A 24940-nucleotide genomic window follows, 5' to 3' on the forward strand; every position below is an offset into this window, starting at 1 on the left:
CTTTTACTTTTCTTTTAACATCGCAAACATGTCACGGGCCATGGCTTCTAAAATATACACAACTGGCGTCTGTGTGGTGATATTGGCTCTGTGGACCCGTTCATCTGTGACGTAGTAGGCAATATTTAAATCTGAAATGCGCGAAATCGTGCAGTGCTGGTTATTCGTAATACTAATGATTGTGCTGCCTTCTCTTTTTAACTTCGAAATATGATCAATCGTAATACTATTCTCCCCTGATACAGACAGCACAATGGTGACACTATTGTCTAAATACTGCATATTCATCGGGAAAAACGGATCGTTGATGTAAAATGAAAATTTCTCAAGACTTGAAAAGTACCTCGCCCCATACTGCGCCAAAATGCCAGAACTGCCAGTCCCAATAAACAGCACATTTTTTGCCTCAGCAATGAGCTTCGCTGCCTCCTTAATTTTCCCTTCAAAGTCTCCCTTCAATGTTCGTTCAATAAATTCATATAGAAAGTGCTGTGTGCTTTTTAAAGAAGGTGTCTGCTCTGATTCTAAATACATTTTGAGCTTCACTTTAAACTCTGAAAAGCCATCACAATTTACTTTTCGGCAAAAGCGAAGGACAGACGAGGTGGAAATATGTGCAGCATCTGCAAGGTCTCGAATTCTCATGTACACGACCTTTTCACTGTTTTCCATGATATATCGGTATAAAGCGCTTTCTAGTTCATTAAAGCTGGAAATGACCTCACTTGAAAACATCTGACTTCCCCTTTCTCCAACAACATGTCACAATGTGTTTCTTTTATGTAACAAATCTCTAAATAGGGCACCCTTGCCTAAAGACGCTGAAGTCATTTACGCACGCGATGCTCTCACGATAAGCTATTGATGTACACAATAAAAAAGACTTTTCTCTATTATAACATTGCGCGTTACATTATTCGGAGGTGCAGAGCATGGCAAAAGGATTAAAGGTTGTCACAATTGGCGGAGGATCAAGCTATACACCAGAGCTTGTAGAAGGATTTATTAAACGATACGATGAATTTCCGATTAGCGAACTTTGGCTCGTTGATATTGAAGCGGGAAAAGAAAAGCTTGAGATCGTCGGAAATCTTGCAAAACGCATGGTCAAAAAAGCAGGGCTCCCAATCGAGGTTCATTTAACATTAGATCGCAGGAAAGCACTTGTAGATGCTGATTTTGTCACAACACAATTCCGTGTCGGACTTCTTGAAGCACGTATGAAGGATGAACGCATTCCTTTAAAATATGATGTCATTGGTCAAGAAACAAATGGTCCAGGAGGTCTATTCAAAGGACTTCGCACCATTCCTGTCATTCTTGATATTGTCAAAGATATTGAAGAGCTTTGCCCGAATGCATGGCTTGTGAATTTCACAAATCCAGCTGGTATGGTTACTGAAGCCGTTCTTCGTTATTCAAACCATCGTAAAGTCGTTGGTTTATGTAACGTGCCGATCGGCATTCGCATGGGAATCGCCAAAGGGCTTGGTGTCGACGCAAGCAGAGTCGAAGTCAGCTTTGCAGGATTAAACCATATGGTCTTTGGACTCAATGTATTCTTAGATGGCAAAAGCATCATGGATCAAGTCATCGAAGACATGGCTGATCCAAACTCCAGCATGTCGATGAACAACATTCAAGCGATTCCGTGGGATGCTGATTTCTTAAAAGGGCTTGGCGTCATTCCTTGTCCGTATCACCGCTACTACTACAAAACAAGTGATATGCTGGCTGAGGAAAAGAAAGCAGCAGCAAATGAAGGAACTCGTGCTGAGGTCGTTCGCGCATTAGAAAATGATTTGTTCGAGCTTTACAAAGACCCTGATCTCGACATCAAGCCGCCACAGCTTGAAAAACGAGGCGGTGCCTACTACAGTGATGCGGCTTGTAACTTAATTGCATCCATTTATAACGACAAGCATGACATTCAGCCTGTAAACACCATTAATAATGGGGCTATTAGTGACATTCCAAATGATTCTGCGGTTGAACTCAACTGTGTTATCACAAAAGACGGTCCTAAACCAATTGCTGTTGGTGAAATGCCGGTCGCTGTCAAAGGACTCATTTCTCAAATTAAATCCTTTGAACGTGTAGCTGCTGAAGCAGCCGTGACAGGCGATTACAACACAGCTCTTGTCGCAATGACCATCAACCCGCTTGTCCCATCAGATGCCATTGCAAAAAGCATCCTAGATGAAATGCTAGAAGCACACAAAGAATATTTGCCGCAGTTCTTCAATAAAGTAGAAGCATAAAAAGAAGCCGCACTTGTCGAAAGTGCGGTTTTTTTATTTGGCTGCAAACAGGCGGTCCATCTTAGGGCGATCATAGTCTAATAGCCAGTGCTGTAAGCCTTCATAGACTGGTCTTAAACGCTCTGGATCTGCCGCAATGAGATCACAGCCTCGATCATCATATAAGTGAAATATCATTTTTTTCGAGAGATTCATTAGGTAAATTTCATAACCATGCTTCCCCTTCAAGATTTGATTCGGTGCATAGAAGTCTTCCTGGCAGATCGCATGGAGAAGCGGACGCAATCGAATGTCTTGCAGCTGGCATTTGAGTGTAAATCTCTCTATTGTCAGTGAATCTTCTATTTCTGGACGTACATAGGTCAAAAGCTCATGACGCAATCGGTAACGCATTTTCCGATTGACATATTTTTGATAAACCAAGAGCTGACGCTTCGTTAATTCATGTTCATGTTCTGTATACACATCCGTTACAAGCAGCATCTCGTCTTCTGGATCAAAAGCATATTTCACAATCTCTAAAGCACGATCCCCCGCTTTTTCTAATACAATCGATTCTTTTCCTAATGACCAATCTGCCAATTCAAACCGAAGCCCGATAGGCCACTCATAAAAAAGCGGCGGCGTGAGGATAAGATGAGGAAAATGACTTTTTAGAAACATATTTGTTTGATCACTCATTTGCTTTCCTTTCACTCGTTTTATTTTTCATTTTACCGTTGAAACATATAGGGAAACAATTGGAAATGAACTGTCATTTCTTATATGATAGAAAGAGATGGAGGTGTGGCCAATTGAAAACATCAAAATGGTTTTTACAAGTGTTCCTTACAGCACTGATCACCATGTGGATACAGGCTGGACTTGATCAAGCGAACATCATACAGATCACCAATGTATGGGTCGATGTCAGCAGCTGGATCCTGATCTTCTTTGTCATCTACGCACTTTTTGAATGGACAGCTCACGTCTTAGCAAAACGGAAAATCGCTCTCCGCTGAACATCTCTTTTCATAGAGATGTTTTTTCTTGAAATTCTTCTTGCACAAGGTCATGAATGACTCCCATTCCTGCCTGGCTTCCAGCTGCTGCTGCGAGAACTAACTGAGCAGGACCGCCTAAATTATCACCACATGCAAAGACTCCACTGACGGTTGTACGTCCAAGAATATCTGTTTCAATACCCGCATTCTTCGTCATTTGACAGCCAAGCTTTTCGGCAAATGGGGCTGACTGCTTGAATTCACTTGCGACAAAACCGCCTTCCCTATTCACTATCTCCCCATTCGCAAGCTGTAGAGAGCGCAGCTGCCCATTGTCATGATCAATCGACACAATTGGCACATCAATGACTTGAATAGAATGTGCCGTCAGAAGCGTCTTGTCCTCTTCAGCCAACACGTGCCCATTCGTAAACACGATCAAATCCTTTGTCCAATTGGAAAGAAGTTTAGCCATGTGCAAGGCTCGCTGATTCTCTGCAATGAGGGCAAGTGCTTTCTCCTTTAATTCCCATCCATCACAGAAAGGACAACTAAACAATGTTTTTCCGTACACATCATGAATCCCTTCGATCTCTGGCAGTATATCCTGCAATCCAGTTGCCAAAATGATTTTTTTCGCTTCGAATGCATCCCCCTCGTGTGTTAGTAACGTAAAGCTTTCCTCTTTCTTTTGTATATCAACAATTTGACTTCGTTTGATTTCGATATGAGGATATTTTTGAAGATCTGCCTCTCCGGCTTGTCTAATCTCAAATGGTGTCATTCCATCGTTTGTAATAAATCCATGTGATTCCTGCGTCACTCGATTTCTTGGCAGCTCATTATCAAATACAATGACCTGCTTTCTGCCTCTTCCTACAACAAGTGCTGCACTTAATCCGGCTGGCCCGCCTCCGATAATGGCACAATCTAATAACATATCAATCTCTCCTTTTTATCAAAGACTTTAAAGACTCTTAATATCTATAATCAGTTCAAAAAAATCACACGTTGAAAAATGGATTTTTTTCTGTTTGCTCAAGTTGGTTCGCAATATCAATTAACCGTTTTTGACTTAATGTCTCCTGCATTTTCGTTTCAACATCCTGCATAACTTGTTCAATCAAACAGCCATCATGAGGCATGAAGGAGTCATGCTCTAAAGAGCAGCGAAATAAATTCGTTTGCCCTTCTACAGCCTGAATGACATCTAAAAACGAAATGTCTTCCTTTCGTTTGATAAGGGTGTATCCTCCCTTTGCACCAGGTGTTGATTCAATCAGTCCCGCCTTCACAAGCTTTGTTAAAATTTTGGATAGATAGGTTGGTGAAAGGTCTTGCATCTTAGCAAGAGGCTCAACGCCAATCGCTTTACCCTTTGGCGCAAGAGTTAAAAACACCATCGTATGCAGCGCATAGTTGGTTGCTTTAGAATATTTCATGAGGAAACTCCTTTCTATCTATTATAGACCTTTTATATCTGTAATTGATCATAGATGATTCAAGAGAAAAAAGCAAGAGTTGTGAATCTGCTCCACTTTTCATTCCACATTTCACATTTCCTTCCGATAATAGAAGTAAGCACGAAATAAAGTTTTGATTGAGAACGAGAAGGAGTGAAGAAAAATGTCAGATCAGCAGCACAATGCAGTACACGAAGAAGAAGAGGAATTTAACGTATACGACATGCTTCCGCCGGCAGGTACAATCATCGGAGAAGCAACAGAAGAAGAAATGGAAGCCGCAGCAGCACTTGAAGTGAGACACGTCGCGTTCATGCGCCTTCAAGATATGTTCATTCAATTTGATGGCTCGTCTTACAAAGACTTATTAAAAGACTTCCAAGAATTCGAATTGGATTCCACAAAATTCTGGAGAGCCATTGCTAGACGACTTCAAATCCCATACGAATGGCCAATCCGAATCGACCACGCTAACGGCCCTATTTATATTGGTGAAACAGAGGATAGCCGTGAGGTTGAGGAGAGCGCAGAGTAAGGAATGGTGGCCCCCTTTTGGTAAGGGGGCTTTTTGTCTCCATTACAATACATCGGTTAAAAAAACAAATAAGCAATATGAGCGCTGTCACGCCCATATTGCTTATTCTCGTGTTATGTTAACTCTGGCCAAAATGCTTGATTTGCCACAATTAAGTCGTCTAAAATATCTTTTGCTACTTTAGCACTTGGCACCGTTTTCGATAATGTGATGGCCTGCCATAGTTTTTGATAGGACCCTTCTTCAAATGCTTCTACTACTAATTTTTCTACGCCCACTTGCTGCTCCATGAGACTTTTTTGGAATCTAGGAATCTCTCCAACTACTAATTTTTCTGGACCGCTGCTGCCAACGATACAAGGAATTTCGACCATGGCTGTTGGATCAAAGTTCCTAATGGCGCCATTGTTCTCTACAATCATCAGCATCCGTTCTTTTTTATTAAAAGCAATAGCTCTTGCTAAATCAACAATATAAGAAGCGTGCTCATCAATGGTCAGCTTTGTTTCCTTTGCAGTTCCTTTATCAATGATGGCCTGACATTCACTAAAAACAAAAGCTTCCCGCCCCTCCATCACTTCATTGGCACGCGTGAACTCAATATTTGAATGTGCCACTTCTTCATCTGGAAATAGATAGTATTTCAAATACGTATTCGGTACCGTTTTTGGATCAAGTGCTTGAATATCTTTGGCCTTTTTTAATGTGCTGTTCCAGCTCTTCTGCTGTTCTAATTCAGATGTTCCATCTGTTGCATAACCATGCTGGGTTACATGCTTAATTACCTCAGGCATTAAGCTATTTCCAGCTTTATCTCGAATATCTGTCCACCAGCCAAAATGATTTAAACCATAGTAATCGACTTCTAGTTCTTTCCGCGAAGATAAGCCTAAATTTTTTGCAATTAATTCTTCGATACCAATTGGCATATCACATATGTTTAAAATCTTGGCATTCGGCCTTAGCTTACGTGTTGCCTCTGCTACTATCGCTGCAGGGTTCGAATAGTTTAACATCCAAGCTTCAGGTGAGTATTTTTCCATATAATCGACAAGTTCTAATACACCTGGAATGGACCGCATCCCGTAAGCTATTCCGCCTGGACCGCATGTTTCCTGTCCGACGACTCCATGCTTCAATGGAATTTTCTCATCTAATTCACGCATTGCATATTTGCCGACACGAATATGTGCCATCACAAAATCGACTTGAGTAAAGGCTTCTTCTGGGTCCGTGCTTGCCAGTAATCGTACTTCTGGTGCTCGTTCTTTTAACATAATCTCACATGCATCTGCAATCGTCTTTTGTCTAGCTTCATCATTATCATAGAGTTTAATTGTATGAATTGGGAACTCCTCTAGATAGTCTAACAGCATCAAAATGATCCCCGGTGTAAATGTACTTCCGCCTCCAGCGATAGTAATATTAAATTTTTTCATGATATCCAGCTCCTTTTTCAATCTAATGAAAGTTTTGTCTCAAAGGACTCTCTTACTTGCGGTACACTTAAGCCAACAATGATCTGAATGCTTTGACCACTCTTAGCCATTCCGTGCGCCCATTTATTTTTTGTAAAGTATTCTCTATCTTCCACCAAGCCAGGGTCTATCACTGTAATACGCAGACGTGTGGCACAGTTTGTCACATCTTTAATGTTTTCTTTACCGCCAAGGCCTTCTAAGAAATAAACGGCTTTCTCTTCATACTCAGACGCATAAACGGGCGCTTCCTTTCGGTCATGACCTTTTTTATGAGCATTCTCATAATCTTGTTTTGTATATAGCCTCGTCTCCTCCTCGTGTTTTCGTCCTGGTAATGGAATATCAAATTTCACAATCATCCATCTAAAGATGACAAAATACACTGCTGTAAAGAGAAGTCCAATCACCGCTTGGATCAGATAAGTCCCTCCATGATTTGAAGAGAGCGGAATCCAGTTCAATGCAGCTATTTCAATAAGCCCGGAACCCATCATTCCAACAACACCAAACATATTCATAATTGTCACCATGGTCGCACCAAGAAGTGCATGTATCACAAATAAATAAGGCGCGAGAAATAGGAATGTAAATTCAAGCGGTTCTGTAATTCCGGCAAATATGGCTGTTAATGTGGCCGGTAATACCAATGCCAAAACCTTTTTTCTGTTTTCTTTCGGTGTAGAAAAATACATGGCTAAAGCTATCCCTAAACAGCCGAACATCTTAATATTCCCATGCAATAAAAATCCGTATGGATAAAGATCCTTCAAATCGGAAGTGGAGGACGCAAATTCATTTAAGTGAGCAATCCAATATGGTTTTAACCCCCCATTTACAGCCGCTGGACCAAACTCAAAAGGTGTATAAATAAAATGGTGAAGTCCTGTTGGAATTAACACCCTTTCCAAGAAATGAAACAGCCAGACACCAATATAACCAGACTGTGCCATAAACCCTTGAAGAGATTGAATCCCCTGCTGAACATAGGGCCATACAAAAGCAACGATAAAAGCAATAGGAATCATCACAAAGAATCCGATGATGACAACAAATACAAGCCCCTGGAAAATACCAAGCATTTCAGGCAGCTTTTGATCATAAAAACGATTATGGATCCAAATGACGATTCCAGATATCATCACCGCACCAATGATACTTGTATCCAGCGTAGGTATACCCGCAATTTCTTTTACACCCGCTACGTTCTCGGCACCTTGCGATAAATCAACGCCAAAAGTAGACGGCCAAAGTGTCAAAATAGCATGAATATAATTGTTAAATACAAGATAAATCATCAAAGCTGCGAGCGTCGCACGTGCTTGCGCTTTTTTTGCAAGTGAGATGGGCAATCCAATCACAAAGGCCAGCTCCATATGATTGAAAATCGTCCATCCTCCGCTTTCAATCAGTGACCAAACCTTGTACCACATCGTACCTTCTGCAGCCATTTCCCCCATAATCGCTGGATTCTTACATAAAGTCGCGAGACCGACAACAATACCAAAAAACGCGAATAAAAGTACAGGAACTACCATAGCACTGCCAAACCGCTTGATTGCATTCATAAGCATAACCCCTTTGCTTGATCCATAACACCACTGTAAAGGTAGCGCTTACAAAAACCAATAGGTTTGACGTATTTAGAAATCAAGTTGTAACATTAGATTATATTTTCGCAGGAAGAAAATATTTTCATGTTGGAGGGCACATCGCATGATACTGGACAAGCTGGTAAATGAATACTTCGAAGATTTAAATAAGAATGACCTGCACATTATTAAAACGATCCATGATCATCTTGAAGAAATGAAGACAATGAAAATTCAGGACCTTGCTCGTTATGCTCATACTTCCATCTCATCCATCCATCGGCTTGCTAAGAAAATAGGGTTCGACGGCTACAGTGACTTAAAGTCTTATGTGAAATTAAATGCTTTCACTGAAGAGACAACACAAGATTTAATGAAGCTGCTCGATCAAGACATACGCCAGACAAGAAAGTATATGGAGCAGCTGGACTTTCATCAATTAAATCAACTGATTGATCGTGCACCGTATATTTATATTTATGGGACAGGAACAGCACAGCTCGATTTGGCCAATGATGTACAGCGGCAGCTATGGTCACTGCATAAGAAATCTCAAGTATTACGAAGCAAGCGGGACTTAACAGATGGAATCATTGAATTTGGTGAGGATGACCTTTTATTTATTATTTCCTTATCAGGTGAATCGAAGAATTTAGATGAAATCATTCAATTGGTGAAAACAAGACATATCAAATTTATCAGCATGACCACTTTAAGGAATAATCTCCTTGCACAAAATGCCATGTTTAACATCTATGTAAGCAGCACCCCGTTTCCCTTATATAACAAAGTGGACAACTCCAGCTTTCTGCCATTTTATATTGTGGCAGATATTATCGTCAGGAAATTTAGTGAGTGGAAAGTGAACCAATTGAATAATAGGACTTAAACATAACAGGTACAGTTTTGGAGAGAGAATCCATATTGCTTCGCAAAAAAAGAGAGACTCTTTTGTCTCTCTCAAAAAATACTGTATAACAACGGTTTTAATGAAATATATCTACTTGCGGCTGCCTTTTCCTATTCAGCAGTATAATGTCCAGCAAGCAGTTCATCAAACGAATCCGCTAATTTGAAATCCGTCTCATCTTCTAGATCAAAGTAGTGAATCGGCGGATGCTCCTTTGTTTCTCTATAATCCAATGCAATCCACGTATGACCATCCCCACAAATGAGCACAAGTCCCTCAGGCAATTCCCATTCTTCTATTAAATAATCACTATCCATAATACCTTCATCTTTGGCAATTCCTCTTAAATGATCAAATGACACATGATCCTCTGCCCATCCATTCGGCTGATCCGTTGGAAAAGCATTATGCAATGTATACCCGCCATTTTGTTCGAGAATCAGTTGCTTATATGTATCCGGCAAGATGACGCCTAGCTTCTTTTCCGCTTTTGCAATGCCTTTCTCATTGATTTTCTTAAATGTTTCTTCGCTTTCTCTATCCCAAAATGGTTTCAAATAAAATACCTCCAATTGTTATTTCTATCTCATTTTACCATTTATAATAACTAGTTTAATAGTCCTATTTATAAAAAAAGAGAAGGGTTCCCCCTCCTCCTCTTGTTGGTCATGATTGTTCTTGATTTCTCGCTTCAAATTCATCCAGCATTGCACGCACTTCATCTGTTGATGATGTGTTCATTAATTGATTTCTCAAGAAACTCGCTCCTCTGAATCCTTTTACATAAATCTTAAAGAAGCGGTGCAGTGCCTTGAATGGACGCAAGCCTAGTGATGAGTATTGATCATGGAGATCAAGATGTAATCTTAAAAGACCGAGCAGTTCATCACTTGTATGCTCCTTCGGCTCTTTTTCAAAAGCAAATGGGTTATGGAAAATCCCACGCCCAATCATCACGCCGTCTACTCCATACTGCTCAGCGAGCTTTAAGCCTGTTTGACGATCAGGAATATCACCATTGATTGTCAAAAGAGTATCAGGTGCTACTTCATCACGAAGTTTTTTAATTTCAGGAATGAGCTCCCAATGCGCATCCACCTGGCTCATTTCCTTTCTTGTGCGAAGGTGGATCGATAAATTCACAATGTCTTGCTCCAAAATGTGTCTAAGCCATCCGCGCCATTCATCGACTTCAGTAAAACCAAGTCTTGTTTTGACGCTGACAGGTAATCCCCCAGCTTTTGCCGCTTGAATCAGCTCTGCGGCAACGTCTGGGCGAAGAATCAAGCCGCTGCCCTTCCCGTTTTGCGTAACATTTGGGACAGGACAGCCCATATTAATATCAAGTCCCTGAAATCCTAACTCCGCCATTCCAATGCTCATCTGTCTGAAGTTCTCAGGCTTGTCTCCCCAAATATGAGCAACAATCGGCTGCTCATCCTCTGTAAACGTTAAACGCCCCTTCACACTTTGAATACCATCAGGGTGGCAATAGCTCTCACTGTTCGTAAACTCTGTAAAAAACACATCCGGTCTCGCCGCCTCACTTACGACATGACGAAACACAACATCTGTCACTTCTTCCATTGGTGCTAATATAAAAAATGGCCGCGGTAAATCACGCCAGAAATTTTTACTCATCTTTCATCCAATTCCTCTCATGACATAGCGCCTTATAGGGCATGTCCTTCTATAAAGTCTTTCAGCAATTTTTATCATTATATACTTTAATATGAACCGGGCAAAATTGCAAAAAAGGACATTTCACAACCAAATGCGGGAAGCAAAAATAAAAATATCCCGATATCGATGTTTTTCACGAAATCGGGAAATCTAAATACATTATTGACTTTTTACTCATTCCGAATGTAAATTCTATCAGTTTGGGATTTTTGTTATAAAGAGGTTATAATCGTTTTTGGGATATAATAGTCCCTCAATTTTCGATATGGTTTTTTTACCCATATCGAAATTTTTCACCACTTTTCTTTTGATGAATCCAATTTCTTGTGGTGTATTATTTTCTAATATCAATATAAAAATTCCTTGAAGTTTAAAAAACTCTGTGCCGAATGCTTTTGTAGAAAAAACACGAATTTTATTTTGTTGCTTTTCTCTGTAACTAACTATCTCTTTTTTGCATAGCTTAAAAAGTCGATTGAAATGGGTTTCAAAAATAACTTGTAGGACTGAATTTCTAAGACCATCAAAGAATTCTACAGAGTACATGATATCTTTGTCTTTTCCTTTCATCGCTAATTTTTGAATAAGTGCTCTGTTATTTTTTGAAAAAGGGTAATTCTCTTTTGATTTCATGAATTCTTGAACATTTCTCTGTTGATTTTCTATAATAGCTTTATGCTGATGAAGATAAGGTATCATTTTGGTACTGTGCAACCGGTAAAAAACATTCATCCAAGCTCTATATAAATCAAAAGAAATAAAATTTCCAGAAATACTCTTCGAAGGTAGTCTTGAAAACATTTGAAGAAATGAATTTTCCAAATCTCTTCCGAGTTGAGTGCTCTCCTCAATTAATAAAGACACCTCTTTACAATCATGTAATTCAGTAAAACTTTCTTGAAAATAACTCTCTTGTGTTGAACATAAAGATTCAATTTTTTTATAGGCAAGTCCAAAACTATAATAGTGTTGAAATGAACAAGTCTTAATCGCATCTTGATACAGTGACCATGCTTCCGGTGATAATTTACTCTTTATGTCGTTATATCTTAGTAAGAGAGTCTGTCCAAAAGAGGATTTAGATAATTTGTTTCCAAAATGATAAGAGTCTAATAACGTGTTTATATCATTCACCTTCTTCCAAACTTCTTAACCTATAAACAATAAACTCTCCTAAAAGTATATTTGCAACCAAAACATCCCCTGGATTTATTTCCAATTTATCCTTTTTTCCATGTACCAAATCATTACGATATTCTCTGACCTTCCAAAGATTACTGAAATCTTTATCAGTTATTGGAATAGATAGTTGACTGATCAAGGTTTGAACTTTAATTTTTAAAGGAGGCTCTTTAAGCATACCTAAACTCTTTTCTTTTATTTTTTTTGAATATTCTTCTGTAAAAGTATCACTTTGTTCTTTTAATAATTGCTTTAACAATTTTTTGAATTCCCTAATAATTTCATCAGGCAAAAAAGGATCGGTTTCAATTTTATCAACCAAAAACTCCATAGATATGTTTGTATAAATAACCTTATCTTCCATATCTTCTGCTTTCCAACTTCTATTTAACCACTTTAAGGCATTAAATAACTGCTTATCTAATATTGATTGTTCCTCGGTTTGTTTTTTGTACAATATTTCTTCATACCAATCCAATTCGTTAAAAACCTTTACAAATTTAGAATCGACGTCTAAAGAATTATTTTCCCAGGTGTCTTTAGAATCACCCAAAATGTTTTCTATCCCTATTAAACTCTCCGCATAATAGAGTGAAGAGCATTTAGGATTTTGATATAATCTTAATCTATTCCATTCATTTATCTCATTACCTAAGTTGTATAAATTAAACACTCTTTCATTTTTGGACAGTAAAATTATCATATCAATTGCATCTTGAATTTTCTGTCTACCCAATAAAAAGGCATCATATGCATTATCTGATTCGACTATTGTTTGGGCAAAAGTATCAAACTTATCGAGTGCATTATGATTGTATTTCTCTTCAAATCCCTTATACATATCTAAAGCTTGATTCTTAGTTAAGAATGTTACATCTCCCAAACCAAATTCAAGAGTATTTAATAATAGGTTTTCTATTGGCAGCAACACAAGATAAGGACCAGATTTTACTCCAAAACCCTCTATTTTAATTTTTTCCTTTAATATTCCTGAACTCCTCAATATTGCTTGTAATGGTGAATGCGGGTCTGAACCTTGAAAAGAAAGAACATCCATCTTCTTCTTACTTAATTCATGTATAAATGAGCTTAGAAAAATTGTTATTCCATTTGTATTTTTTTTCAATTCATATATTGTTCCTGTATACTCTATAGAAATATCATTTATCCAATACCTGATAACCCAATCAGCAGAAAGATGTATTTTTTTCAACTCCTGAATAACATTCTGGTTACTTTCAAAATCAAATTTCCCAAAAATCAAACCACTACTACTTGATATAAGTAAGGCTTTATGTGGACTAAATAATTTACCTTTACTTAATACCTCACAGCTTCCACTTATTATATTTCGCTGTGTTGATGTCAGAATAGATAAATTTTTATAAGTATAAATACCTTTTTTTATTTTATTTTTTTCAATATATTCTATAATTTCATCAACTGGCTCAATAACTATATTCAGAGTATTATATTCACTATTTAAGAAAATGCTAAGATTTTTAAGAACGCTACCTAAATTTCTAATCTCTACAGGAATAATAGAATCTCTGATGAAATCAAAACCACATATCATATATTTTTCTTTGTTTTTCTGCTTAAGCACCAAATAATTCAAAAGAATACTTCCTTTAGAAAATAGCATTGATAAAATCAACTCATTATTTTCAAATCCATTGTATGGGAAACTATACTTATTTAAAAAGAGTGTTTTGTCAAGTGGGTTTATCATTTACTACCTTCTCCTTTAATATCAACTAACGTCAAAACTTCTCCCTCTTCAACTCTCGAGATCACTAAATTTATTCGTATCATCTATTATATACTTTCTCATAACTAAGTGAATCTATATCAGAATGTTCAATAAATTTCTGCTACTTTTGGAATTCTAAAATTATGTCCAGTTTTCCATTTAGTACTTTCACAAAAAAGGCGATTGAGTAATTTTTATCAATAACCAGGATAGTAATATTATTCATTCGTGAGAAGAAAAACTTATTGAAAGAATTGAAATAAAAAAAGTTAGTCCGAGAATCCATTACTGTTTTTCTCGGACTTTTATATACTCTTCTATTTTTTTACAAGCAACGCACAGCACTCCACATGACTCGTATGCGGAAACATATCCACAGGCTGCACTTCCTCCGTCACATACCCTCCATCTTCAAGAATACGCAAATCACGAGCTAGCGTCCCAGGATTACAGGAAACATAAACAACTCGGTTTGGTTTCATCTTTAAAATGGTGTCAAGCAGTGCTTCGTCACAGCCTTTTCTTGGCGGATCGACGACGAGGGTGTCTGCTTTGATGCCTTCTTTGTACCAGTTTGGGATGACGGTTTCTGCTTCGCCGACTGCGAATTCAACATTATTGATTCCGTTTAAGGCAGCGTTTCTTTTTGCATCTTCAATTGCTTCTGGAACAATTTCAACCCCATATACTCTGCCTGCTTTTTGTGCGAGAAATAAGGAAATCGTACCGATTCCGCAGTAGGCATCGATGACGGTTTCTTCGCCTTGCAGCTCTGCATATTCAAGCGCTTTGTCGTAAAGCACCTTTGTTTGAGCTGGGTTCACTTGATAAAATGAGCGGGCCGAAATGGCAAATTTGATGTCGCCAATCGTGTCATAAATGTATTCTTCCCCCCATAAAACGGTTGTTTCGTCTCCGAAAATGACATTTGTTTTCTTTGAATTCACGTTTTGTACAATTGACCGAACATGTGGGAAGCGTGCTATAATCTGCTCAATCACCTGCTGCTTTTGCGGAAAATCAGCCGTTCTAGTCACAAACACAACCATCATTTCACCTGTTGCAATACCGTAGCGAACCATCACATGACGCAGCCAGCCTTTGTGCCGCTCTTCGTTATATGCTTTGATGCCAAACGCATTGCATATATCTTTTACTGCCTGTACCACTTCGTCGTTTTCTGACTGCTGAATCAAACATTTTTCCATATCAATGATTTCATGGGTACGCTGCTGATAAAATCCTGCAACAAGTCCGCCTTCGCGTTCACCAATTGGAACTTGTGCTTTGTTTCTGTAATTCCAAGGATCTTCCATGCCGAGTACAGGATGAACTTTTACACGGCTCATATCAAGCTTGCCGATCCGCTCTAAAACGTCCTTTACTTGTTTCTGTTTAAATAGCAGCTGGCCTTCATAACTCATATGCTGAATTTGACAGCCGCCGCACTGCTTGTAAATGGGACATGGCGCATCTTGCCTGTGCTGACTTTCCTTTGTCAGCTCCATGAGTCGTCCAAAAGCAAATCCTTTTTTGACTCGTGTAACTTTGATTTGCCCTTGTTCGTCAGGAAGGGCATTCGGTACAAAGACAGGGAATCCTTCAATTTTTGCTACACCTGCACCTTCATGCGTTAAGTCTTCGAAGGTTACATTGTAGTATTCATTCTTTTCAACAGGCGGTTTCATTTTCACCAATTTTATCACCTCATTTGCAAAGAAAAACTTGGCCGCCATAAGGAACCAAGTTCAGTCTTCACCCTATTTTTTCAGCTGTTGCTTTTGGCACAATAAATTCAATATGGCGATACAGGTTTTCAAATTCACCTGGCAGCATGCCGCCGTATTCACCATCTAAATTTAATTGCATTTTATCTTTTACATCTACCTTCACGCGATTCGCTTTTGCGTAGATGACATTGTTATCATGAATATGCTCGCCTCTGAGTGCAAGGCTGACCACTCGAATGGCTTCTGCTAGATTGACCTTCTTTAGAATGATCAGGTCAAACATCCCATCATCTAAAATGGAATCTGGCGCTAGTTTTTCAAAGCCGCCTACTGAGTTTGTGAGTGAAACAAGAAACAGCATGATTTCTCCATGAAACAATTTGCCGTCATATTCAATTTCGACTTCTGTCGGGCGGATAGAAGGAAGCATCTCCATGCCTTTTAAATAATAAGCAAGCTGTCCAAGCATGGTCTTCAGTTTACTAGGCACCTCATAGGTGAGCTCTGTTAACCGGCCGCCGCCAGCAATATTAATAAAATAATGGCCATTGACTTTACCGATATCAAGCGGCTTCGCTACACCCTCAATAATGGCATCTGTCGCTTTCAAAACACCTTCTCGTGGAATTCCAAGTGCTCTTGCGAAGTCATTTGTTGTTCCAACTGGAATAATTCCTAGTTTTGGTCTTTTTTCAAGCGGTGCTAGTCCGTTGACGACTTCATTGATCGTGCCGTCTCCACCTGCTGCTACAATTAAATCAAAATCTCTCTGTGCGGCTTTTTCTGCTGCTTGCGTGGCATCTCCTGCACATGTCGTCGCATGACAAGAAGTTTCATAGCCAGCTTGTTCAAATTTTTGCAAAACCTGCGGTAAATTCTTCTTGAAGAGTTCACGCCCAGATGTCGGATTGTATATAATTCGAGCACGTTTCATTCATCATCATCCTATATTCATTATGCAATCTATTTTCACCACTAACAACCTTTAATTATACTATGAGATTTGAAAATGGCAACAAAACAACCACCTAATATGTGAAATCTCCTACCACATTTCCCGCAGCAAGAAAGCATTCTGATAAGATAAAAGAAAACGCTGTAAAGGATGATATGCGATGAAAAAGCCTGTCTATTTTAATCATGACGGCGGTGTTGATGACCTCGTCTCTTTATTTCTTCTCCTTCAAATGGAACATCTGAAAGTCATCGGAGTGTCTGTGATTCCTGCTGATTGTTATTTAGAGCCTGCTCTCAGTGCATCTCAAAAAATCATTGATCGATTCAGCCCTTATGAAATGGAAGTCGCTGCTTCAACTTCTAGAGGCGTCAATCCATTTCCGAAGGAGTGGCGGATGCATGCTTTTTATGTAGATGCTCTGCCAATTTTAAATGAAAAAGGCACTGTTGATACAAAAGTGTCCAAGCTGCCAGCACACCTTCATCTGATTGAAACGGTTAAGAAGGCAAAAGAACCTGTCACCCTGCTCTTTACTGGTCCGCTCACAGATCTTGCACGCGCTTTAGAAGAAGATCCTTCGATCTCTAATAAAATTGAGAAATTGGTGTGGATGGGCGGCACGTTCCTTGAAAAAGGCAATGTTGAAGAACCCGAGCATGACGGGACAGCAGAATGGAATGCCTTTTGGGACCCTTATGCTGTGAGCACTGTCTTTCAGGAACCGTTCCCTATTGAAATGGTCGCACTTGAAAGTACAAATCAAGTCCCGCTTACACTTGATGTACGTCAGCGCTGGGCTTCTCTTCGTTCTCATATTGGAATAGATTTTATCGGACAGTGCTACGCCTTTTGTCCGCCGCTCATTCATCATGAAACGAACTCGACTTACTACTTATGGGACGTGCTAACAACGATTACTCTTGCTTCTACATCATTTACCCGTTCAAAAGAAGTGAACGCAATCGTTTATACCGAAACGCCTAGACAAGGTCGCACTGAAGAGCATCCAGATGGAAAATCAATTCAAGTGATTGACCATGTCGATCGTGATGCCTTTTTCCACGCATTTGAAGAGCTTATGAGAAAAGCCGTTTGTCAGATTTCAACATAAAAAAAGCCCCGCTCATTGGCGGGGCTTCCTCTTACTCTTCTTCTGCGTACTTTTTCTTACGTCTAAACTTGCTTAACATTTCATACACGATTGGGACGATGACCAATGTGAGAAGTGTAGAACTTGTTAAACCGCCAATTACGGTTACGCCAAGTCCTTTTGATACGATCTGGCTTCCGCCTTCAAATCCTAATGCGAGTGGCAGCAGTGCACCGATCGTCGCAAGTGCCGTCATTAAGATTGGGCGTAATCTTGTTGTTCCAGCTTCAAGTAATGCTTCTCTTGTTGTGAGACCTTCTTTTTCTTTATGAATCACGCGGTCAATCAAGACAATGGCATTTGTTACAACGATACCGATCAGCATGAGCAATCCAATCATGGCATTTAAGCTGATGGTTTCTTTTGCTATAAACAATCCAAGCAGTGCGCCAATAATCGTAAATGGCAGTGAGAAGAGAATCGCAAATGGTGCAAGTCCTCCGCCAAATGTGATGACGAGAACGAGATACACAATGGCAATCGCTGCAAGCATTGCAAGGCCAAGCTGTGTAAAGGATTCCTCAATATCCGCACTTACGCCGCCTGTGTCAATCGTTACGCCAGATTTTAGATCAAGCTTGTCGACTTTCTTCTGAACATCCTGCGTTACACTTGAGACGTCGTCTGTTGTCATGTCACCAGACACTTCTGCGTAGATTTTCCCATCACGTTTTGTCACCGTATTTGCTGTCGTACCATCTTTTACTTTGACGACATCACCAATACGGACTTCTTGCCCTGTTGGTGTGGTGATCTTTTTATTTTCTAAATCTTTTTTGCTCTTATATTCATCTTTTTCCGTTTGAAGCTTCACATCAAGTTCTTTGCCGTCCTCTGTGACTTTCGTCAGTGTTGTTTCACTATTTTGAGGTGCAATCGCTTGAGCGATTTGTGAAGCAGTTAGACCTAGTTTCGCTAGTTTTTCTTGATCTGCATTAAACGTATATTCGTCGTATTTCTCAGATAAGCTTGTGCTGACATTTTTCAGGTTTTTCTCATCTTTTAAGATGTTCTCAACATCTTTTACTGTGCCTTCAATATCACTTGCTTTATCCCCGTACACATAGTACGTCACCGTATTGCTTGCACCAGCAGATGAGAAGTCTTGTGATTTCCATTCCCCTTTAGATGCTTTATCTTGCAGAGCTTTGACCACGCGGTCTTTTTCTTTATCAAAGTTTGGCGTGTCATCATCATATTGTACGAAGAATAATGCACCGTTAGAGTTACCGCCAACACTTGCTGTCATGGCATTTGAAGAGCCTAGTGAATACTGAACTGTATTGACATGATCACGTTTCATCAAATAATCTTCAGCTTTTTTCGTTTCATCAATTGCTTGCTCTCTCGTTTGTCCAGGCTCTGGCGTGTATGTCACCATGGCCGTTTTCTCTGCTTCCTGTGGTAAGAAGCTGACACCGACAAGTGGTGCTAAGAATAAGCTTCCGACAAGCATAAGAATGGCAATTCCTGATGTGATCCATTTATGGTTGAGTGTCCAATTAAGTACACGTCTATAACCGCCAGCAAGCTTGCTTGGTTTATGTTCTTTTACTTTTTTCGCTGTGCCGTAGAGATTCTTTTTAAATAGACTGTGTGCCATCATTGGAACAATTGTAATGGCGACAAGCAGTGAAGCAAGTAACGCAAACACAATCGTTAGGGCAAATGGGATGAATAGTTCACCAATCATTCCACCTACTAATGCTAACGGTAAGAATACTGCAATAGTCACAATGGTCGAAGACATAATCGGGATAAACATTTCTTTTGTGGCTTCTCTGACGAGTGCCTTGCCTTTTAATGGTTCATCCTTTAATGCCATTCGTCGATAGATGTTTTCTATGACCACTATCGAGTCATCGACAACACGCCCAATGGCGACGGTCATGGCACCAAGTGTCATGATATTTAATGTAATATCCAGCTGATTTAATAATAAAACAGCAATCAACAGAGATAACGGAATGGAAATGACCGAAATTAATGTTGATTTGATATCTCGAAGGAACAACATAATGATAATGATCGCAAAGATTGCTCCGATGATCGCCTTGTTCAGCATTGTGCTGACAGACTCTTTAATCGGTCCTGCTTGATCATATGTGGTGCTTACTTTGATGCCTTTGTTGTCTTTTTTAAATTTCTCAAGCTCTTTTGTCACTTCTTCTGCTACACTCACTGTGTTGGCATCAGAACCTTTAACAATTTGCAGACCGATACTGTCTTTTCCGTTCGTTCTAGAGATCGATTCTGCATCTTTTACGACTTTAATATCTGCTATCTCAGATAGCTTGATCGTCGGCAGCTCTACAGATTGACTGCTTGCTGCACCTGCTTGCTGCTGACTTGCACTTCCAGCCTGCTGCTCCGCACCTTGCGCACCTGGGTTTTCTGAGCCGTTAGAAGGTGCTCCAGCTCCAGCGCTTCCCGCACCGCCGCCTGCACTTGGTGTGACTGGAATACGCATGTTTTTCAAATCTTTGACGCTTAAAATATTGCCGTCCACGACAACTGATTTTTGTTTGTTGCCAAATGTGTATAGACCTAATGGTACATTCACATCAGAGCCTTTGATCATGTTTTGGACGGTATCTTCATCTAGACCGTATTCTTTCAATTTCTTTTGTTTAAACGAAAATTCTACTTCTTTGATTTGCTGTCCTGAAGTTTCGACAGAAGAGACACCGTCTAATCCTTGAAGTGAAGGAACGAGATCATTTTCTACTTTTTGTGTAAGGTCTTGTAATGATTCTTTATCACCAGAGACACTAAGAGCTAGGATTGGAATCGCATTAATACTAAAGCGTGCGATTTTAGGTTTTTCTGCATTTTCAGGGAAATCGATATTGCTAATCGCATCTTCAATTTCCTTTTTTGCTTCATCCATGTCTTTGTTGTAATCGTACTCGATTTGAATGGATGATGCATTTTCAAATGAATTAGAAGTGACCACGCTGACCCCATTGAGGTTTTGAATCGATTTTTCAATTGGATCTGTCACCTTATCTGATACTTCGTCCGGCGTTGCGCCAGGGTACGTTGTAGAAACCGTAATGACTGGCGTGTTGATATTAGGGATTGATTCTTGTTTCATATTCAATCCGGCATATAGACCAGCAACTGTTACGATAATCGTCATGAGCCATACAGCGAACTTATTCTTTAATACAAAATTGATGATCGAATTCATTATATCCTCCATTTTCCTTTATGTATTGACTGACTGGTCATTCTATATCATAATAAACGGTGATATACAATGCCGTCAACCATTTCACTTGCGTTTGACGTAACATTCTAAAGCTGAAGGGGCCTTATTTCATGAACGAAAAAAAAGAAAAAATCATTAAAGCAAGCATCCAATTGTTTGCGAAAAAGGGTTTTTCTTCTACGACCATTCAGGAAATTGCAGATGAATGCGGAATATCAAAAGGCGCATTTTATTTACATTTCAAATCAAAAGAACAGCTTTTCAACCGAGCGTTTGAATATTATATCGACACTTCGATGCAAACTATCGAAATGATTCGAAAAGAGAATCAGCATCTCGCGCCGAGAGAGATCTTTCAGAAACAAATCGCTGAACAGTTTCAGCATTTTGCTGAGAACAAGGATTTTATCATTCTGATCCTCAGCGAGAACATTATTCCGGAAAACCAGCAGATTAAAAAGTATTCAAAAACTGTGAAAAAGCAAATGAACGATGAAATTCAAATTTCCATCTTGACCACTTATGGACAGGAAATCGAACCATATATAACTGACCTGTCAGTCATGATTCAAGGAATTATCCAATCATATGTGCAGGTTCTGCTTTTACAGGATCAAATGAAATTATCATTTGATGAGCTCTCATCCTTTATACTCGAACGGTTTGATGATCTGGTTCACGGCTTGCTTCGTTCTCAGACGAAGCCGATTTTGAAGCAAAGCATTTGGGATGATGAAGCGCCGAGTGCTGCTTCCCTTCAAGAGGAGCTTCGCTTGTTAAAGCTTGAGCATCTGCTTTCAGATGATACCGTTGTATCCATTGAAGTGATTGAAGAAGAGCTGGCAAAAGCTGAACCTCGTAAGCCAGTCATCCAAGGAATGCTGACGAATTTAGAAAAGTGTGAGGAGCCTGCTGTTCTAAGAGCAGTGGAGCAATTGAAGCTGTTTCTTCAGTAACATGACGTTCTGTTTTTCGATTTAGCTCACCTTTCCCCCTTCGAATGTGCACTTTCGCTTATGCTTCATTATAAGAAAAGATTCTCTAAATTGATATACGGCGGTGGTCTGAATCTATGTTAAGACCCTGTCATTTCAAGCAAAAAAACCGCCTGTTTCATCAGGCGGTTTTTTGCGATTTAGCGTTTTTTGATTTCTTCAAGGAGAATCTTGTTCACCATCGGCGGGTTAGCTTGGCCCTTCGATGCTTTCATGATTTGTCCGACTAAGAAACCAATCGCGCGGTCTTTACCATTTTTAAAGTCTTCAATGGATTGCGGGTTGTTATCAAGTGCTTCTGTGACAAGTTTGAGCAGTGCACCTTCGTCAGAAATTTGGACAAGTCCTTTTTCTTTGACGATTGTTTCTGCATCTCCTCCATTTTCAATGAGCTCTTTGAATACCTTTTTCGCAATCTTAGAGGAAATTGTTCCTTTTTCAATAAGCTTGATCATGCCAGCAAGTCCTTGCGGCGTTAGCTTTGTATCGTCCAGCTCTTTTTGAGCAGAGTTTAAGTAAGCAGATACTTCACCCATGAGCCAGTTCGATGCTTGCTTCGCTTCTGCACCTTCTGAAATGGTCGCTTCAAAGAAATCAGACATTTCTTTCGTCAGCGTGAGTACCATTGCATCGTATGCAGGGAGTCCAAGCTCATCGATATAGCGTTTGCGGCGCTCGTCTGGAAGCTCTGGGATCGATGCTCTTACGCGTTCTTTCCACTCGTCATCAATGTACAGTTCCACCAAATCTGGTTCTGGGAAGTAGCGGTAATCATCAGATCCCTCTTTGACACGCATCAGGATCGTCTTTTTAGACGCTTCGTCATAACGGCGGGTTTCCTGTTCGATCAATCCGCCAGAAAGCAATACTTGCTCTTGACGCTTCTCTTCGAATTCAAGGCCTTTTTGTACGAAAGCGAATGAGTTCAAGTTTTTGAGCTCTGTCTTTGTACCAAACTCTTCACGGCCGATTGGGCGAAGAGAAATATTGGCATCACAGCGAAGTGAGCCTTCTTCCATCTTACAGTCAGAAACGCCTGTATATTGAATAATGGATTTTAATTTCTCTAAGTAAGCATACGCTTCTTCTGGCGTGCGAATGTCTGGCTCAGATACGATTTCAACAAGCGGTGTGCCTTGACGGTTGAAATCGACGAGTGAGTAACCGTCGCCTGTGTGCGTCAGTTTCCCAGCATCCTCTTCCAAATGGAGACGCGTAATACCGATTCGTTTTGTTTTGCCTTCTACTTCAATTTCAATCCAGCCGTTTTCACCGATCGGTTTATCAAATTGAGAAATTTGATACGCCTTTGGGTTATCAGGATAGAAGTAGTTTTTACGGTCAAATTTTGTATCTGTTGCGATTTCACAGTTCAGCGCCATGGCCGCTTTCATCGCAAAGTTCACCGCTTCTTTGTTCAGTACAGGCAGTACGCCAGGATATCCAAGGTCGATGACACTTGTTTGCGTGTTGGCAGCTGCACCAAAAGGTGTCGGCGAGCTTGAGAAAATTTTCGATTGTGTTTTTAGCTCTACGTGGACTTCAAGTCCAATTACCGTTTCAAAGTTCATTCTGATTCACCCCTTACAGTTCAGGTTTTGCTTTATGATGATCTGTTGCTTGCTCAAAAGCGTGAGCCACGCGGTACACTGTTCCTTCGTCAAAGTGCTTGCCGATGATTTGCAGTCCTAACGGAAGGCCATTTGCAAACCCACAAGGCACACTGATTCCTGGAACGCCTGCAAGGTTAACAGGGATCGTTAAAATATCGTTTGCATACATGGTTAGCGGGTCGCTTGTCTTTTCACCAATGTTAAATGCAGGAGTCGGCGTTGTTGGTCCTACAATGACATCATACTTTTCGAAAACATCTTCAAAGTCTTTTTTGATCAATGTACGGACTTTTTGCGCTTTTTTATAGTACGCATCGTAATATCCTGAGCTTAGCGCGAATGTACCAAGCATGATGCGGCGCTTCACTTCGTCTCCGAAGCCTTCAGAACGAGTATTTTTGTATAAATCAATCAGGTTGTCTGCATTATCTGTACGGTAGCCATAGCGGATGCCGTCAAAACGTGCAAGGTTTGCAGATGCTTCTGAAGAAGACAGTAAGTAGTAAGTCGCAAGCGCGTATTTAGAATGCGGAAGAGACACTTCTTCCCACGAAGCACCAAGTCCTTCTAATACTTTTAACGCTTGAAGAACAGATTCTTTTGCTTCCTCGCCAACACCTTCGCCAAGGTATTCTTTCGGCACAGCAATTTTCAAGCCTTTGATGTCGCCAGTTAATGAAGAAAGAAAATCTGGGACATCGACATTTGCGCTTGTTGCGTCCATTTGATCGACACCAGCAATTGCTTGAAGAACATATGCGTTGTCCTCTACATTACGTGTAATCGGACCAATTTGGTCTAATGATGAAGCAAATGCGATTAATCCGTATCTGGATACACGGCCATATGTCGGCTTAAGACCGACAACCCCGCAGAAAGATGCCGGCTGACGAATAGAACCGCCAGTATCTGAACCAAGTGAGAACGGTACTTCACCTGCTGCAACAGAAGCTGCTGATCCACCGCTCGATCCGCCTGGAACGGTGTTTAAATTCCATGGGTTTTTCGTCGCTTTGTAGCCTGAGTTCTCCGTAGAAGATCCCATTGCGAATTCGTCCATATTTAATTTACCGATTGTGACTGCTTCAGCCTCTCTTAGACGGTTCACAACGGTTGCATCATAAATCGGATCAAAGTTTTGCAGGATTTTACTTGAAGCTGTTGTACGCAAATCCTTTGTAACAATGTTATCTTTCACACCGATCGGCATACCGAACAATAGGCCAAGCTCGTCCTTTTCACCAACTGCCTCGTCCAATTCCTTTGCATACGCACGTGCTTTTTCTTCGTCCAGTGCAAGGAATGCTTGTACTTTCCCGTCTACTTCATTGATTCGTTTATAAGACTCGTCCACTAAATCAGAAACAGACAGTTCCTTTTTATGTAAAAGCTCTTTTAATTCAGAAATTTTGTGATCAAACAGTGACATGTCTCGGGCCT

20 protein-coding genes and 1 pseudogene are annotated in these 24940 nt (G+C 40.0%); 6 read left to right on the forward strand and 15 right to left on the reverse strand.

The genetic code is table 11. The features are described 5' to 3' along the window. Window positions 1-3 precede the first annotated feature (3 nt). Window positions 4-735 (reverse strand): MurR/RpiR family transcriptional regulator, encoded by a 732-nt coding sequence (locus BA81_RS13365; protein ID WP_034282778.1) that lies wholly within the window; start codon window positions 733-735, stop codon window positions 4-6. A 197-nt stretch (window positions 736-932) separates the two neighbouring features. Between BA81_RS13365 and BA81_RS13370 the strand changes: the two genes are divergently transcribed. Next, window positions 933-2261, forward strand: coding sequence for a 6-phospho-beta-glucosidase (locus BA81_RS13370; RefSeq protein ID WP_024424565.1), 1329 nt, complete (start codon window positions 933-935; stop codon window positions 2259-2261). A 33-nt stretch (window positions 2262-2294) separates the two neighbouring features. On the opposite strand, the gene BA81_RS13375 is transcribed toward BA81_RS13370, so the two are convergent. After that, complete coding sequence (locus BA81_RS13375) at window positions 2295-2942, reverse strand: DUF3885 domain-containing protein (protein ID WP_034282780.1); 648 nt, start codon at window positions 2940-2942, stop codon at window positions 2295-2297. 113 nt (window positions 2943-3055) lie between these two features. Between BA81_RS13375 and BA81_RS13380 the strand changes: the two genes are divergently transcribed. Then, complete coding sequence (locus BA81_RS13380) at window positions 3056-3262, forward strand: hypothetical protein (RefSeq protein WP_034282782.1); 207 nt, start codon at window positions 3056-3058, stop codon at window positions 3260-3262. Between the two features lie 10 nt (window positions 3263-3272). On the opposite strand, the gene BA81_RS13385 is transcribed toward BA81_RS13380, so the two are convergent. Together BA81_RS13385 and BA81_RS13390 are read right to left on the reverse strand one after the other, a co-directional pair. After that, on the reverse strand, window positions 3273-4184 hold the full coding sequence (locus BA81_RS13385; protein ID WP_034282784.1) for an NAD(P)/FAD-dependent oxidoreductase: 912 nt from the start codon (window positions 4182-4184) through the stop codon (window positions 3273-3275). 64 nt (window positions 4185-4248) lie between these two features. Further along, a complete protein-coding gene (locus BA81_RS13390; RefSeq protein ID WP_034282786.1) occupies window positions 4249-4686 on the reverse strand; it encodes an Rrf2 family transcriptional regulator in 438 nt (145 codons plus the stop codon). 184 nt (window positions 4687-4870) lie between these two features. Here BA81_RS13390 and BA81_RS13395 point away from each other — a divergent pair, with 184 nt between their 5' ends. Next, the gene (locus tag BA81_RS13395) at window positions 4871-5242 is read left to right on the forward strand and encodes a hypothetical protein (protein ID WP_034282789.1); all 372 of its coding nucleotides are present in this window, start codon (window positions 4871-4873) and stop codon (window positions 5240-5242) included. 113 nt (window positions 5243-5355) lie between these two features. On the opposite strand, the gene BA81_RS13400 is transcribed toward BA81_RS13395, so the two are convergent. Then, on the reverse strand, window positions 5356-6681 hold the full coding sequence (locus tag BA81_RS13400; protein ID WP_034282791.1) for a 6-phospho-alpha-glucosidase: 1326 nt from the start codon (window positions 6679-6681) through the stop codon (window positions 5356-5358). Between the two features lie 17 nt (window positions 6682-6698). Then, window positions 6699-8288 (reverse strand): alpha-glucoside-specific PTS transporter subunit IIBC, encoded by a 1590-nt coding sequence (locus BA81_RS13405; RefSeq protein ID WP_034282794.1) that lies wholly within the window; start codon window positions 8286-8288, stop codon window positions 6699-6701. Window positions 8289-8436: 148 nt separating this feature from the next. Between BA81_RS13405 and BA81_RS13410 the strand changes: the two genes are divergently transcribed. Further along, window positions 8437-9201, forward strand: coding sequence for a MurR/RpiR family transcriptional regulator (locus BA81_RS13410; protein ID WP_034282796.1), 765 nt, complete (start codon window positions 8437-8439; stop codon window positions 9199-9201). Between the two features lie 134 nt (window positions 9202-9335). Here the strand turns inward: BA81_RS13410 and BA81_RS13415 are convergent. From BA81_RS13415 to BA81_RS13440, 6 genes and pseudogenes are all read right to left on the reverse strand, one after another. After that, window positions 9336-9779: pseudogene (locus tag BA81_RS13415) on the reverse strand (SMI1/KNR4 family protein); the annotation flags it as partial. A 109-nt stretch (window positions 9780-9888) separates the two neighbouring features. Beyond that, a complete protein-coding gene (locus tag BA81_RS13420; protein WP_017366774.1) occupies window positions 9889-10863 on the reverse strand; it encodes a tRNA dihydrouridine synthase in 975 nt (324 codons plus the stop codon). A gap of 237 nt (window positions 10864-11100) precedes the next feature. After that, window positions 11101-12039 carry a hypothetical protein gene (locus tag BA81_RS13425; protein WP_034282798.1) on the reverse strand — a complete coding sequence of 313 codons (939 nt, stop codon included), beginning with the start codon at window positions 12037-12039 and terminating at the stop codon, window positions 11101-11103. Then, window positions 12032-13819, reverse strand: a complete 1788-nt coding sequence (locus BA81_RS13430; protein WP_034282800.1) for a hypothetical protein — start codon at window positions 13817-13819, stop codon at window positions 12032-12034. Before BA81_RS13430 ends, BA81_RS13425 begins: the two co-directional genes overlap by 8 nt. 338 nt (window positions 13820-14157) lie before the next feature. Continuing rightward, a complete protein-coding gene (gene rlmD, locus BA81_RS13435) occupies window positions 14158-15534 on the reverse strand; it encodes a 23S rRNA (uracil(1939)-C(5))-methyltransferase RlmD (protein WP_034283032.1) in 1377 nt (458 codons plus the stop codon). Window positions 15535-15595: 61 nt separating this feature from the next. After that, window positions 15596-16504 carry a diacylglycerol kinase gene (locus BA81_RS13440; protein WP_024424554.1) on the reverse strand — a complete coding sequence of 303 codons (909 nt, stop codon included), beginning with the start codon at window positions 16502-16504 and terminating at the stop codon, window positions 15596-15598. Window positions 16505-16685: 181 nt separating this feature from the next. Here BA81_RS13440 and BA81_RS13445 point away from each other — a divergent pair, with 181 nt between their 5' ends. Continuing rightward, entirely contained in the window at window positions 16686-17639 is a 954-nt protein-coding gene (locus tag BA81_RS13445; RefSeq protein WP_034282802.1) for a nucleoside hydrolase, read from the forward strand. A 31-nt stretch (window positions 17640-17670) separates the two neighbouring features. On the opposite strand, the gene BA81_RS13450 is transcribed toward BA81_RS13445, so the two are convergent. Beyond that, a complete protein-coding gene (locus BA81_RS13450) occupies window positions 17671-20871 on the reverse strand; it encodes an efflux RND transporter permease subunit (RefSeq protein WP_034282804.1) in 3201 nt (1066 codons plus the stop codon). A gap of 131 nt (window positions 20872-21002) precedes the next feature. On the opposite strand from BA81_RS13450, the gene BA81_RS13455 reads away from it, so the two are divergent. Further along, complete coding sequence (locus tag BA81_RS13455; protein WP_034282806.1) at window positions 21003-21848, forward strand: TetR/AcrR family transcriptional regulator; 846 nt, start codon at window positions 21003-21005, stop codon at window positions 21846-21848. 179 nt (window positions 21849-22027) lie between these two features. On the opposite strand, the gene gatB is transcribed toward BA81_RS13455, so the two are convergent. Together gatB and gatA are read right to left on the reverse strand one after the other, a co-directional pair. Continuing rightward, window positions 22028-23458: an Asp-tRNA(Asn)/Glu-tRNA(Gln) amidotransferase subunit GatB gene (gatB, locus tag BA81_RS13460; protein WP_024424551.1), complete on the reverse strand. Its 1431-nt coding sequence runs from the start codon at window positions 23456-23458 to the stop codon at window positions 22028-22030. Window positions 23459-23471: 13 nt separating this feature from the next. After that, on the reverse strand, window positions 23472-24929 hold the full coding sequence (gene gatA / locus BA81_RS13465) for an Asp-tRNA(Asn)/Glu-tRNA(Gln) amidotransferase subunit GatA (protein WP_034282808.1): 1458 nt from the start codon (window positions 24927-24929) through the stop codon (window positions 23472-23474). Between the last annotated feature and the right edge of the window lie 11 nt (window positions 24930-24940).

This window comes from Bacillus safensis FO-36b (assembly GCF_000691165.1).
GTDB lineage: Bacteria > Bacillota > Bacilli > Bacillales > Bacillaceae > Bacillus > Bacillus safensis.

Excerpts from the sequence above, each read along its gene's own strand:
- BA81_RS13365 (WP_034282778.1), bottom strand. The coding sequence starts at position 735 with ATGTTTTCAAGTGAGGTCATTTCCAGCTTTAATGAACTAGAAAGCGCT.
- BA81_RS13370 (WP_024424565.1), top strand. The coding sequence starts at position 933 with ATGGCAAAAGGATTAAAGGTTGTCACAATTGGCGGAGGATCAAGCTAT.
- BA81_RS13375 (WP_034282780.1), bottom strand. The coding sequence starts at position 2,942 with ATGAGTGATCAAACAAATATGTTTCTAAAAAGTCATTTTCCTCATCTT.
- BA81_RS13385 (WP_034282784.1), bottom strand. The coding sequence starts at position 4,184 with ATGTTATTAGATTGTGCCATTATCGGAGGCGGGCCAGCCGGATTAAGT.
- BA81_RS13390 (WP_034282786.1), bottom strand. The coding sequence starts at position 4,686 with ATGAAATATTCTAAAGCAACCAACTATGCGCTGCATACGATGGTGTTT.
- BA81_RS13395 (WP_034282789.1), top strand. The coding sequence starts at position 4,871 with ATGTCAGATCAGCAGCACAATGCAGTACACGAAGAAGAAGAGGAATTT.
- BA81_RS13400 (WP_034282791.1), bottom strand. The coding sequence starts at position 6,681 with ATGAAAAAATTTAATATTACTATCGCTGGAGGCGGAAGTACATTTACA.
- BA81_RS13405 (WP_034282794.1), bottom strand. The coding sequence starts at position 8,288 with ATGAATGCAATCAAGCGGTTTGGCAGTGCTATGGTAGTTCCTGTACTT.
- BA81_RS13410 (WP_034282796.1), top strand. The coding sequence starts at position 8,437 with ATGATACTGGACAAGCTGGTAAATGAATACTTCGAAGATTTAAATAAG.
- BA81_RS13420 (WP_017366774.1), bottom strand. The coding sequence starts at position 10,863 with ATGAGTAAAAATTTCTGGCGTGATTTACCGCGGCCATTTTTTATATTA.
- BA81_RS13430 (WP_034282800.1), bottom strand. The coding sequence starts at position 13,819 with ATGATAAACCCACTTGACAAAACACTCTTTTTAAATAAGTATAGTTTC.
- BA81_RS13440 (WP_024424554.1), bottom strand. The coding sequence starts at position 16,504 with ATGAAACGTGCTCGAATTATATACAATCCGACATCTGGGCGTGAACTC.
- BA81_RS13445 (WP_034282802.1), top strand. The coding sequence starts at position 16,686 with ATGAAAAAGCCTGTCTATTTTAATCATGACGGCGGTGTTGATGACCTC.
- BA81_RS13450 (WP_034282804.1), bottom strand. The coding sequence starts at position 20,871 with ATGAATTCGATCATCAATTTTGTATTAAAGAATAAGTTCGCTGTATGG.
- BA81_RS13455 (WP_034282806.1), top strand. The coding sequence starts at position 21,003 with ATGAACGAAAAAAAAGAAAAAATCATTAAAGCAAGCATCCAATTGTTT.
- gatB (WP_024424551.1), bottom strand. The coding sequence starts at position 23,458 with ATGAACTTTGAAACGGTAATTGGACTTGAAGTCCACGTAGAGCTAAAA.
- gatA (WP_034282808.1), bottom strand. The coding sequence starts at position 24,929 with ATGTCACTGTTTGATCACAAAATTTCTGAATTAAAAGAGCTTTTACAT.